The sequence below is a fragment of the Polynucleobacter campilacus genome (assembly GCF_002206625.1).
Lineage (GTDB): Bacteria > Pseudomonadota > Gammaproteobacteria > Burkholderiales > Burkholderiaceae > Polynucleobacter > Polynucleobacter campilacus.
Map to the genome: position 1 here is coordinate 339,084 of NZ_NGUP01000001.1, position 11,893 is coordinate 350,976.

Here is an 11,893-nt window from a genome sequence, read left to right on the forward strand (position 1 = left end):
ATAATTATCTATGATAGTTCACTTAGATTGGCTTTGGATTTTTAGAGATATCAGCAAGATGGCAGGCGAGAGTTCCGCAACGAATAAAGACCCCCTACATAAAAGAAGCCCCTGGCTGCCTCGCGGTCAAGCACGCAAGATTATTTTTCTAGGGCTCATCATCATGGCCGGTTTGGGCTCAACACAGCATTGGTCTTTCCTCATTCTGCTTGCACTAACAACTATTTGCCTCTCGCCAAAAGTATTGCTAGCTACCGCCTATTATTATGGACGCTCTGCTATGTATTTTGGCCAGCGGTTTAGTAAATGAGTAGTCAATGAAAAGCAAATGAGCACCCCATGAAAATCTTCTTGACCGGTGCCAGCGGTTTTGTGGGAAGTCATTTGGCCCAGTCTTTAGAAGCAGCAGGCCATGAGATCGTTGCGCACTATCGCTCACCACAGTCAATCAATAGTAAATCTCAACATAATTTGGAAGTTTGGTTGGGCGACTTAAATGATGTCCACAGTTTAGCCAAGCGACTGCAGGGTATGGATAGTGTGATTCATTGCGCTGCAGAGATGAGGTTGTGGAATTGCGAAAAAGAATTACATGAGACCAATGTGCTCATGACTCAACATATTTTGAAGGCTGCCAAGCAGGCTGGAGTTTTGCAGTTCATATATATGAGTGATGCATCGGTTGCTAAAGATCCATCCATTGCCAATCTAGATGTTTGTGAATTGCGCGCTTTGCCATCTCTAGAAAAATTCCCCTATAGCCATAGCAAGTCCTTGGCAGAGCAGTATGTTCTGGCGGCTGGAGATGAGTCTTTTCGAGTCATCAGTCTTCGGCCAGCATCAATTTGGGGTAAAGGTGATCTGATTGATCGCATCTTAGGTAAGGCTTCCAACCTCAATCAATTTGGTTGGTTTGATCAGGGCAACTATCTCTTTTCAACTTGTAACATTGACAACCTGTGCGTGGCAGTTCAAAAAGCCTTGCTATCTAAAGCAAACCGAGAAAGCTTTTTTATTAGCGATGGGTCCCCAGTTCCATTTCGGCAATGGATGAGTAGAAGACTTTTGGCAGGCCATTACAAAGTGCCGACTTTATCTATCCCCCGTTTCTTAGCCTGGCCATTGGCGCGCTTTACGGAAAATGGTTGGAACTACTTGCCGCTGCGTGGAGAGCCCCCTTTAATTCGGGAGATGGTGCACTTAATGGCGCACCCGTTTTCTGTCTCGATTACCAAAGCCCAAGAGCAACTGGCTTATCAGCCGCTCTGTGGGATGGAAGAGGGCATGCTGGAAATAGAGAAAAATCATATTTAATCAAGGGTTTACCCTAGATATCTTGACTCTCAGAATGGCGCGGTTTAAAGTTTTCATAGTAAATAAGTACTGATGCATTGGTGATGCACTGAGGGTCTGATGAAGATCTAGTGCGCAAAAGATAAAACCTTGAAAGGATACAAAGCATGATGAAATTTCATGATGTAAGAGACCAGATTTCTAAAATAGCTGGATTTTGCGGCATGGTGATTAGCATTACCGTTGCTTTTTATCTGATCTTCCCTTCAGGCCAGACCCAATCTAAGTTTGCCATGTTGTTAGTGTCATTTGGAATCGGAATCGCTTTAAGTGTCCTGACCTTCAAGGCGCTGCTCAAGTCCCAGCGTTAAAAGGCCAATTCTGAACCCATAAAAAGCCCCACAATATTGCAGTATTTGGGGCTTTTTCTTTGGGTCCAAAATAGCCCAGCCAATAGCTCAGGACCCCATTAAACCCCATTTAATCGGTGTAAACACTTATATCTAAAACCCCTCAAGAGGCTTTTACTTAGGCATCTATAGATCAACGTTTTACGGTATGACTCATTTTTGGCTTGACCCCCTTTTTGAAATTGGTTTGAAGACAAACCAATTTCATTTTCTATTCATTTCTTATAGCAAAGTCTGAGGTAAGAATTGAATTCTGTATCCCAAGAAGTCGTGCTAGATTCCCAGCCCATCAATTTCCAGCCCTTAAAAGAGCGTGGTCAAAGAGAGGTTTTCTGCGGCCTGACTGGAATCATCTGGTTGCATCGCAAAATTCAAGATGCCTTTTTTCTAGTGGTGGGTTCTCGCACCTGCGCTCATCTCATTCAGTCTGCGGCAGGCGTGATGATTTTTGCAGAGCCCCGTTTTGCAACTGCCATCATTGATGATCGCGATTTAGCTGGTCTGGCAGATGCTAATGATGAGTTAGATAAAGTCGTCAAACAGTTACTCGATCGCCGTCCTGATATCAAACTCCTATTTTTAGTAGGCTCCTGTCCTTCGGAAGTGATTAAGTTAGATTTATCTAGAGCAGCGCAGCGCCTAGGTAAAACCTTTGCACCTAAAGTGCGCATTCTCAATTACTCTGGCAGCGGCATTGAAACGACCTTTACTCAAGGTGAAGATGCCTGCTTAGCTGCGCTAGTGCAAGATCTGCCTAAATCAACCGAATCAAATCAAGCGGATGAGCTCGATTTATTAGTGGTGGGTTGTTTGGCCGATGTAGTCGAAGATCAATTTAGCCGAATCTTTAAAGACCTGGGTCTGAAGTCCTTTGCTTTTTTCCCGCCTAGAGAATCTACGCAAAAAATTGTGGTTGGTCCCAAGACGAAATATTTACTCGCTCAACCATTTCTGACAGATACCGCCAGATTCTTAGAAAATCTGGGGGCGCAGAGAATTGCAGCACCTTTCCCATTAGGAGTTGAAGGTACAGAAAAATGGTTCCTAGCTGCCGCTAAAGAATTAGGTGTTTCTGCCGATACCTTTGAAAAAGTGATTGCCCCACAACGCGAGCGCGCTAAGAAGTCACTTGAGCCTCATCGTGAAATCCTCAAAGGCAAATCTATTTTCTTCTTCCCAGACTCTCAATTAGAAATTCCTTTAGCGCGCTATTTAAATAGAGAGCTCGGTATGAATCTGATGGAAGTAGGGGTTCCTTACTTACATCGTCAGCACATGGCAGAAGAATTAGCGATGTTAGATCCCAAGACACAATTGGCTGAAGGCCAAAACGTCGAGAACCAATTAGATCGTTGTCGTGAACAGCAACCCGATATGGTGGTCTGTGGCCTGGGCCTAGCCAATCCATTAGAAGCAGAGGGCTTTACAACCAAGTGGTCCATTGAGCTCGTCTTCACGCCGATTCAAGGATTTAACCAAGCAGCTGATTTAGCAGAGTTGTTTGCACGTCCTCTGACCAGAAAGAACAAGCTCATGATGGTGGAGGCGGCATGAAATTAACCCTCTGGACTTATGAAGGGCCACCTCACGTTGGTGCTATGCGCATTGCTACCGCAATGGATAAAGTGCATTACGTCTTACATGCACCGCAAGGGGATACGTACGCTGACCTCCTGTTCACCATGATTGAGCGGATGAAAAAAAGACCGCCGGTGACTTATACGACTTTTCAGGCGCGCGATTTAGGAAGTGATACTGCAGAATTATTTAAAGATGCTGCTAGAACAGCCTATGCCCGTTTTCAGCCGGACTTATTAATGGTGGGCGCTTCTTGTACTGCAGAACTCATTCAAGATGATCCGGGTGGCTTAGCGGCTGCTCTCGATTTACCGGTACCCATCTTGCCGCTGGAATTGCCTGCATATCAAAAGAAAGAAAATTGGGGCGCAGCAGAAACGTTTTATCAGATGGTTCGCCTATTAGGCCAAGATCATGTTTTACCTCCAGGTCAGCAGCGCGCAGCCCGAGCAGCAGGCGCCAAGCCTAGTTGCAATATTTTGGGACCTACCGCTTTAGGCTTTCGTCATCGTGATGATGTTCAAGAAATCTCCCGCTTGTTGCGCGAGCTAGGAATTGAAGTCAATGTGGTTGCACCGCTAGGCGCCAATCCAGCCGATATTGCCCGTTTGTATGAAGCAGACTTTAATGTCAATTTATATCCTGAGACTGCCAATACGGCAGCCACTTGGATGACGAGAAGTTTTGGTCAGCCCTCTACCAAATCAATCCCGATTGGATTTAAAGGCACGCAAGCTTTTATTACTGAAGTTTGCCAACTAGCTGGCATTGAATGTGATGTGCAAAAGTTCAGTCAATCCTCAAAAGCGCGTTGGTACGCTTTATCTGTGGACTCTACTTACCTCACTAATAAAAGAGTCTTTATTTTTGGTGATGCCACCCATGCGATTGCTGCCGCCAAAGTGGCAGCCCATGAAATGGGTTTCAAAGTCGTTGGCCTAGGAACCTATAGCCGTGAATTGGCTCGTGAAGTGCGTGAAGCTGCTGCCGAGTTAGGTCTTGAAGCCATGATCACGGATGACTATTTAGAAGTTGAGGCCAAGATCACAGAACTGCAACCGGAGTTAATTTTGGGTACGCAAATGGAGCGCCATATTGCTAAGCGCCTACAGATTCCCTGTGCAGTGATTTCTTCACCAGTGCACGTGCAAGATTTTCCAGCGCGCTATTCCCCACAAATGGGATTTGAAGGTGCCTGTGTTTTATTTGACTCTTGGGTCCATCCATTGATGATGGGCCTAGAGGAACATTTAATTGGTATGTTCAGAGGGGACTTTGAGTTTCATGAGGGCGCAATGCCATCGCACCTGGGTCATAGCTCAGCCCCGATGAAGGCAGAAACAGGAGGAGCAGGAGCGGGAGCAGAGCAAATTACCGCTCCTAATCTCAATTTAGGTAATAAAACCCTTGCCTGGGAAACAGATGCAGAGAAAGAGCTCAATAAGATTCCCTTCTTTGTCAGAGGCAAAGCCAGGCGAAATACCGAGAAATATGCAGTAGAGCAGGGCCTTTTAAGTATTACCTTAGAAACTTTGTATGATGCAAAGGCGCACTTTAAAAGTTAAATCATGACCTTAGGTCAAAAATAGCAAAGGCAATTCAAAATGAAAGCAATCAACATACCAATCTCAGATGCTCGTAGCGCACCACCGGATGGTGAGGGCAGTCTGCAGGTTCAGCTTGATCCGAATTTGAAAATTGGTAAAGCCAAGGTCTTTGCAATTTACGGTAAAGGCGGAATTGGTAAGAGCACCACCTCATCTAACTTGTCAGTTGCTTTTTCTAAGCTAGGTAAGCGGGTCATCCAAATTGGCTGCGATCCAAAGCACGACTCGACATTTACGCTCACGAAAAAACTCATGCCCACCGTCATTGATGTGCTTGAGAAAGTGGACTTTCATTCTGAAGAGTTGCGCATTGAAGACTTCGTTTATGAAGGCTATAACGGTGTGATGTGTGTTGAAGCGGGCGGCCCACCAGCCGGAACCGGATGTGGTGGCTATGTTGTTGGACAAACTGTCAAACTCTTAAAAGAGCATCATTTACTAGACGATACCGATGTTGTGATCTTTGACGTCTTGGGCGACGTGGTATGTGGTGGCTTTGCTGCGCCACTTCAGCATGCTGATCGTGCATTAATTGTGACGGCGAATGACTTTGATTCTATTTTTGCGATGAATCGCATTATTCAGGCCATTGGCGCAAAAGCGAAAAACTATAACGTGCGATTAGGCGGTGTGATTGCCAATCGCAGTAAAGATACGGATCAAATCGATAAGTTCAACGAACAAGTCGGATTAAAGACGATGGCTCATTTCCCAGACTTAGATGTGATTCGTCGTAGCCGTCTGAAAAAGTCCACCTTATTTGAGATGGAATACTCTCCTGAGCTTGAATTAGTCCAGCAAGAGTACATGCGTTTGGCTGCGGCGCTATGGCTCGGAGCAGATCCATTGCCATCGATCCCAATGAAAGATCGGGATATATTTGATTTGCTAGGCTTTGATTAAACAGCCAGCTTAGTCAGTGGGCATGCCAACGAGCTTGGCAGTAATTTCCCAGAGGTCTTTGCTCAGCTTCTCGCTCTTGGCTTTCATGGAAAGCTCTTGAGCGAAAGGCTCTCTAATGGCTGAATTGCGATTGCCCCAACTCCAGTGAACACCTGATTGGGTAAAGTGCGGGTCTGCCACGACTTGAGCGACCCGATCACCTGCAAGCTCTTGGCTCACATACCCTTTAGTAATGTTCTTCTGAAACCAAGGGAAGATTTTCTGAAAGAGTGGCGGCGTATCTCTAAAGAGCGCTGTCTCAGCTACGCATCCAGGATACAAAGTATTAAAGATCACCCCAGTACTGGCGTGATATCTTTTTTGGAGCTCGCGATTCATGACCATATTGCATAACTTACTGTCCTTGTAGGCTTTGCCTGGTTTAAAGGGTTTACCGTTGATCATCGCAATCGGGGCTTTAAAGCCAGCCATCAAACCTTCTAGCGCACCAATATCTGCAGGAGCAGGAATGGGCACCTTGCCACCAAACTCTTCTGAGTTTGCAGTCACAGTACCCAAGGTAATGAGGCGCGCATGCTCATGTGCTTTAGCAGTTTGGATTAGATTTTCTAGCAACATTCTGCTCAGAACATAGTGCCCAAAATAATTGGTAGCAACGCTGATCTCAAATCCTTGAGGCGAACGTGCAGGTTCTTTTAAGAGCGGCAGGTAAGTAGCTGCATTACAGAGCAGGGCATTGAGCTTTTGACCGCTGTCATTAAAGCGCTTCACAAATGCTCGCACGCTATCTAGATTACCGAGGTCTAATTGCCAGATTTCATATTGGCTAGAATCAAATTGATGCGCCTTGGCAGCCAGTTCCATTTTCTGGGGATCGCGAACCGCTAGAATGAGACGCCACTTTCTAGCGAGTAGGGCTTTTGCGGCATATAAACCAACACCAGAGGAAGATCCAGTAATAATGGCAAGTGGTTGATTGGTAGTGGAGGTCATTTTTCTATTACAGTCTTAGTGTTGGTCAAGATTCAGGTAAAGATTCATTGTTGTCATTTTAAGGCTAGAACTCGATGTTCCTCAAAGCGCTCAAGATCATTGCTCTTGCACTCATCAGCTTGATATTACTGGCCGCTCTCTACTTATGGACGCCAGATAAGTCTAAAGCAGAGCTTGAGAAAATCTATGGCTCACCTAGAAATGCTTATGTCAGCGCATTGGGTGTCAATCTCCATTACCAAGATACTGGCCCTTCTAAAAACGCAATCCCTATTGTGTTTTTGCATGGCTTTGGTGCGAGCCTACAAACATGGGAGACCTGGGCACAAGCTTTAAGTGAAGACTACCGAGTGATTTCTGTTGATCTACCAGGATTTGGTTTGACTGGAGAAGACCCAAGCGGTATCTATACCGATCAGAGAAGTGTGGAAGTCTTAGAAGCTTTTCTGAAAGAGCTCAAGATTCCAAAGGTGGTATTGGTAGGTAATTCCATGGGTGGCAAGTTTGCTTGGCAATTTGCAGCCCATTATCCCAATCAAGTTGCGAAGTTGGTACTGATATCCCCAGATGGATATGCAAGTCCTGGAATAGAGTACGGTAAAAAACCAGACGTTCCAGCCATTGCCGATCTCTATCGGTATTTCTTTTCTAAAACGTTTTTAGCAATGAACCTCAAGCCCGCTTACGCTGACCCCAATACCTTAAATGATGCTTTGGTCAATCGTTACTATGATCTGATGTTAGCCCCTGGAGTGAGAGGTGCCATTTTGGGCCGCATGCAGCAAACGGTTTTGCAAGACCCAGTGCCATCCTTATCTAGCATTCAAGTACCCACCTTATTAATCTGGGGTGAAAAAGATGCCTTCATTCCGATTAGTAATTCAAACGACTACTTGAAGGTGATGCCCAATGCTAAAAGAGTATCCTTACCCAATATTGGCCACTTACCGCAAGAAGAGCAGCCTTCCATTGGTCTTGCAGCACTCAAAGAGTTTTTATAAGCAATGAAACGAATCCCCTTAGATTGGCCTAATCGAGAACATAGCAGAATTGTCTCTGTGGGTAACATCGATTGGCATGTGCAGCTCACCGGTACAGGTCCGGTTATTTTGCTTCTGCATGGCACGGGTAGCTCAACCCATTCTTGGTCTGATCCGATTCCTTTATTAGCAGGCCATGCGCAAGTGCTTGTACCCGATTTGCCAGGCCATGCATTTACCTTAGGCGCCAAACTAGAAGACCTCAAGCTTGATGAAATCGCCCGTTCATTACAACTGCTCATCGAGCAAATGGGAATCGAAGCGCCATCGATCGTAGTAGGGCATTCTGCTGGAGCGCCCTTAGCGATTCGGTTTGCAGTAGCGGCAGCAAAACAGCCTAAGCTCGTGATTGCATTGAACCCATCTTTTATACCGCCACCACCGGTCTATACCAGTTTCTTTGGACCGCTCTTAGGACCTATCACCAGATCTTCAACACTCTCTAGCTTGCTTGCTTCACTATCACCGAGCCTTGGAATGGTAGATAAGTTATTAGACTCCACCAATACCATTTTGCCCGAGGCTCGCAGAGTCTATTACCGCAAACTCTTTGAGCGTCCTGATCACGTTCGGGGTGCCATGAACTTCCTGGCAGCAGCAGATATTCATAAAGTACTGGCAGATGCCAATTTGTATCGCGGTAAATTGATTTGCGTATTGGGTAATCAGGATGCGTGGATTCCGGCGAAACCGTTAGAGAAAATTATTCAAGAAAATTTCCCTGCTGCACAGGTTCTTAAGTGGGATGGTGGTCACATCATGCATGAGTTAGAGCCTGCCAAAGTGGCGCAACTCATTCTTGCAGGACTTGCAGAGTAGCTAAGGGCTAGCAACCAAGAACTAGCTAAGCCTTTTTAAGCCCTTGCATGATGGCTTGAGAAACTTCATTTGCTCCTGCATTGGGTAAAGGTAAGTACATTGACCCTAGTAACGCTGCCATGGCTTTACCTTCATCCCTAGCTTGCGGTGAAGTATCAATCCACAAAGACTTAAATGAGTAATAAGCAGCAGCCCGTGCTGACTGCTGCGCATCTTCCATGGCTTTGGGCCTACCAGGAGAGCCATCTTTAGCAATATTGGCCCTACCATCGGTTAAGAAAACCAAAGCAGGGCTTAATCCTTTTCTCATCGATGCGCTCGCCACTTCAAATGACTCATCAATCGCGCGAGATAAGGGAGTACCACCGCCACCAGGTAGTCCACTTAAAGCCCGTTTGGCTTTTACTAAAGAGCGGGTAGGGGCCAAGATGAGCTCAGCAGTACTGCCTCTAAATGACATCACTGCCACTTGATCTCGTCGGATATAGCATTCAGCCAACAAGAGTTCTACAGCACCCTTGGCTTCTGCCAAGCGATGCATAGCAGAAGAGCCAGAAGCATCGACGATAAACATTGTTAAAGTTTGAGTACGTTCTTGATAGCGCTTGATCCGAAAATCTTCTTTACGGATCATGATTTTTCCAAGAGGAATGGTTTTGCCAGCAGCCAGCATTTCTGCGCGACGAACCCTTTGCCAAGGAACCGCAGCTCGAAGGGTATCAATAATGCTTAATGTCTTACCGCCTTCAGGCATGCCCGGCATATTGCCTAGCGGGCGACCACGCATACGACCCACCTTTACAGCACCCGTTTTACCGCCCATACCTTTAGGTGATTTCAGGTCTGCTAAATCTGCCAAGCGTGCCAAGAGATCTGCAGGGATGGCTGCTTGAGCGGCTTCTAGAATTTCATCTTCAAGCGCTTGCGGAGTTTCTGCATTACTTTCGGGTTCTTGATCTTCCTGATCTTCTTGATTCTCTTGCTCCTCTTTATCATCTTCCTGCTCTTGATCTACAGGATCTTGCTCATTCTCAGGCTGCTCTTCTGATTCAGATGGAAGCTCTTCCTCTTCTGGAGGAGCACTTTGTGGCATACGTGTAGCGCGTGGGGATAGAACCAAAGCAATTGCCCGTTGCAGGTGCAGACTGCTGACTTCATCTTCTGCGTCAAAAGCAGCCAAACACTTTGCAGTATTGATTGCTAAATTGAGAGCCCGTATTGATATCACCCCGAGTTGTTCTGCTACACCTACTAAGGCATTCAGACTATCTTCACTGACAGTAACATTTGAGAAGTTCTCACGCGCATCTTGAAGTGATTGGCTATCTGGCACAAAATCATCATCGGTTTCTGGTAAATCTCTCCAGCCGAGGATATCGAGATTTAATAAAAACGCTACTCTTTGCCGAATCTTTTCATTGGGGTGCTCATCATCTTCAATGCCTTCATCCAAAGCCACAACACCAAAGTGACTTTCTATTCTGCGGCTTTGACCATCACGCTCAATCGAGATAAAGCCATTGTCTAAAGCGCTGACTACTTTTGCGACAGCGCCTACTTCCACTCTTTCTGCCATTGGCATGAGTAAGAGCTGCTGATCGCATTGAGCTAATAAGCCTTGTCTCAGAACTGCTTTACCAGTGCGCAATGTTTGATCAAGATCTATTCCACCAATCAGATTTTCATCGGAGATGCCCAGTGGCATCTTGCGTAAGGGTAGGCGCATGCCACCTAATTGAGCTATGGTATTGAGATAAGCTAACCAGCGATCTCGCACTGGGCCAGAGCGTGCTCGGACAATGACGCCACCTAAACCATGGGGGTTGATGACTAAGAGCTGAGCGACCTGGAGTGCACGCAACCAAGTTTCGAGTTTGGCGCTCTTACTGATCTCTTGAGATTGTTCTGGATTTTCCAAAGACAGTATGTGTTTGTTGAACTTACTTATTCAGTTACTTACTTTTTTCAGGAAACAATTCTTCTAAGGCTCTTTTGACTCTGACTCCAGAACTAGAGTCATCTAGTGGATTGCGCCTGAGTCGATGCTGAAGAGCGGGCACTGCAATCTTTTTCAGATGCTCAATCGTCACCTGATTTTTTCCACACAAGGCTGCATAAGCACGGGCTGCCCTGAGAAGAGTGAGCTCACCCCGTAAGCCATCGGTGCCTAAGTGACTACAAAGTTGGGTGACTTTTTCCATCATGGCGTCATCGACTTTAACGTTGGGTAATTTCTTTTTGCCAGCTTGAATTTGATGTCGAATGATTTCGTCTTCTTTTTCCCAAGTCTGCATGAACTTGGCTTGATTGCGTTCAAACTCATCACGTCGCTTAATAATTTCGACTCTTGCTTTAGGTTCTTGTGGTGTCTTCACTTCGACTGCCAGACCAAAGCGATCGAGCAGTTGAGGGCGCAGCTCGCCTTCTTCAGGGTTACCACTGCCTACTAAGACAAATTTGGCAGGGTGACGAATACTCAAGCCTTCTCTTTCAACGACGTTTGCTCCAGAAGCAGCAACGTCAATTAACAAGTCCACCAAGTGATCTTCTAAAAGATTGACCTCATCGATATACAAAAAGCCACGATGGGCTTTAGCAAGCAAACCGGGCTCGTAAGCTTTTTCTCCAGAGCTCAGTGCTTTTTCAATATCTAGTGCACCAATCACGCGGTCTTCAGTAGCGCCCAATGGCAAGTCAACTACGGGGACTGGTTTCTTGACTGTTTTGAGTTTTCCGCCAAGCTTGAGCTTTGAACGCAGTTCATCACAAATAGGGCAGCTTCCTGCTGGGGCATTAGGATCGCAAGCATAGGCACACTCTTGCACGGTGTTCATCTCGGGGAGCAATGCTGCAAGCGCACGAACAGCAGTAGATTTGCCAGTGCCGCGATCTCCCATCACCAAAACTCCACCCACGTTGGAATCGAGAGCTGCAATCAAGATTGCTAACTTCATATCCTCCTGCCCCACGATTGCTGAGAAAGGGTAATTACGCGCCATTAAGATTCCTTGAAATTTTTGTACTGAAAGTGACTTATTGCAGAGCAACAAAACGCTGTATTAACAGCTAACGATGTAAATATACTGGCATTCATTTTTTATTGGGATTTACCCTATAAATGATAGCTTTGAAGGGAAATAGATGTCAATTTTAGTTGACAGTATTGTAGGATTCTTTAAGAATCAATCTGAGACAAAAAGACAAAAAAGTGTGAAAAGTAAATTTATTTAAATTTAGCCTTTTTAATTAA

General features: G+C 45.7%; 11 protein-coding genes. 8 read left to right on the top strand and 3 right to left on the bottom strand.

Annotation, left to right across the window (positions count from 1 at the left end; genetic code table 11):
* The first annotated feature begins 10 nt into the window (after positions 1–10).
* The 6 genes from CBI31_RS01750 (at position 11) to bchL (ending at position 5,791) form a co-directional block, all read left to right on the top strand.
* The gene (locus CBI31_RS01750) at positions 11–310 is read left to right on the top strand and encodes a hypothetical protein (RefSeq protein WP_088524693.1); all 300 of its coding nucleotides are present in this window, start codon (positions 11–13) and stop codon (positions 308–310) included.
* 29 nt (positions 311–339) lie between these two features.
* Complete coding sequence (locus CBI31_RS01755) at positions 340–1,314, top strand: NAD-dependent epimerase/dehydratase family protein (protein ID WP_088524694.1); 975 nt, start codon at positions 340–342, stop codon at positions 1,312–1,314.
* A gap of 146 nt (positions 1,315–1,460) precedes the next feature.
* Complete coding sequence (locus tag CBI31_RS01760) at positions 1,461–1,664, top strand: hypothetical protein (protein WP_088524695.1); 204 nt, start codon at positions 1,461–1,463, stop codon at positions 1,662–1,664.
* 285 nt (positions 1,665–1,949) lie between these two features.
* A complete protein-coding gene (locus tag CBI31_RS01765) occupies positions 1,950–3,257 on the top strand; it encodes a ferredoxin:protochlorophyllide reductase (ATP-dependent) subunit N (protein WP_088524696.1) in 1,308 nt (435 codons plus the stop codon).
* On the top strand, positions 3,254–4,846 hold the full coding sequence (bchB, locus tag CBI31_RS01770; RefSeq protein WP_088524697.1) for a ferredoxin:protochlorophyllide reductase (ATP-dependent) subunit B: 1,593 nt from the start codon (positions 3,254–3,256) through the stop codon (positions 4,844–4,846). The genes CBI31_RS01765 and bchB overlap by 4 nt, the downstream gene beginning before the upstream one ends.
* 39 nt (positions 4,847–4,885) lie before the next feature.
* Positions 4,886–5,791, top strand: a complete 906-nt coding sequence (gene bchL / locus CBI31_RS01775; protein ID WP_088524698.1) for a ferredoxin:protochlorophyllide reductase (ATP-dependent) iron-sulfur ATP-binding protein — start codon at positions 4,886–4,888, stop codon at positions 5,789–5,791.
* A gap of 9 nt (positions 5,792–5,800) precedes the next feature.
* On the opposite strand, the gene CBI31_RS01780 is transcribed toward bchL, so the two are convergent.
* Positions 5,801–6,784 carry a protochlorophyllide reductase gene (locus CBI31_RS01780; RefSeq protein ID WP_088524699.1) on the bottom strand — a complete coding sequence of 328 codons (984 nt, stop codon included), beginning with the start codon at positions 6,782–6,784 and terminating at the stop codon, positions 5,801–5,803.
* 74 nt (positions 6,785–6,858) lie between these two features.
* Between CBI31_RS01780 and CBI31_RS01785 the strand changes: the two genes are divergently transcribed.
* Entirely contained in the window at positions 6,859–7,785 is a 927-nt protein-coding gene (locus CBI31_RS01785) for an alpha/beta fold hydrolase (RefSeq protein ID WP_088524700.1), read from the top strand.
* Positions 7,786–7,788: 3 nt separating this feature from the next.
* Positions 7,789–8,643: an alpha/beta fold hydrolase BchO gene (gene bchO / locus CBI31_RS01790; RefSeq protein WP_088524701.1), complete on the top strand. Its 855-nt coding sequence runs from the start codon at positions 7,789–7,791 to the stop codon at positions 8,641–8,643.
* Between the two features lie 25 nt (positions 8,644–8,668).
* Here the strand turns inward: bchO and CBI31_RS01795 are convergent, their stop codons facing one another.
* Both CBI31_RS01795 and bchI read right to left on the bottom strand, forming a co-directional pair.
* The gene (locus CBI31_RS01795; protein ID WP_161491174.1) at positions 8,669–10,561 is read right to left on the bottom strand and encodes a magnesium chelatase subunit D; all 1,893 of its coding nucleotides are present in this window, start codon (positions 10,559–10,561) and stop codon (positions 8,669–8,671) included.
* A gap of 34 nt (positions 10,562–10,595) precedes the next feature.
* Complete coding sequence (gene bchI / locus CBI31_RS01800) at positions 10,596–11,642, bottom strand: magnesium chelatase ATPase subunit I (protein WP_088524703.1); 1,047 nt, start codon at positions 11,640–11,642, stop codon at positions 10,596–10,598.
* Between the last annotated feature and the right edge of the window lie 251 nt (positions 11,643–11,893).

Coding starts and splice junctions, on each gene's coding strand:
- CBI31_RS01750 (WP_088524693.1), top strand. CDS start 11: ATGATAGTTCACTTAGATTGGCTTTGGATTTTTAGAGATATCAGCAAG.
- bchI (WP_088524703.1), bottom strand. CDS start 11,642: ATGGCGCGTAATTACCCTTTCTCAGCAATCGTGGGGCAGGAGGATATG.
- CBI31_RS01785 (WP_088524700.1), top strand. CDS start 6,859: ATGTTCCTCAAAGCGCTCAAGATCATTGCTCTTGCACTCATCAGCTTG.
- CBI31_RS01755 (WP_088524694.1), top strand. CDS start 340: ATGAAAATCTTCTTGACCGGTGCCAGCGGTTTTGTGGGAAGTCATTTG.
- bchO (WP_088524701.1), top strand. CDS start 7,789: ATGAAACGAATCCCCTTAGATTGGCCTAATCGAGAACATAGCAGAATT.
- bchL (WP_088524698.1), top strand. CDS start 4,886: ATGAAAGCAATCAACATACCAATCTCAGATGCTCGTAGCGCACCACCG.
- CBI31_RS01780 (WP_088524699.1), bottom strand. CDS start 6,784: ATGACCTCCACTACCAATCAACCACTTGCCATTATTACTGGATCTTCC.
- CBI31_RS01760 (WP_088524695.1), top strand. CDS start 1,461: ATGATGAAATTTCATGATGTAAGAGACCAGATTTCTAAAATAGCTGGA.
- bchB (WP_088524697.1), top strand. CDS start 3,254: ATGAAATTAACCCTCTGGACTTATGAAGGGCCACCTCACGTTGGTGCT.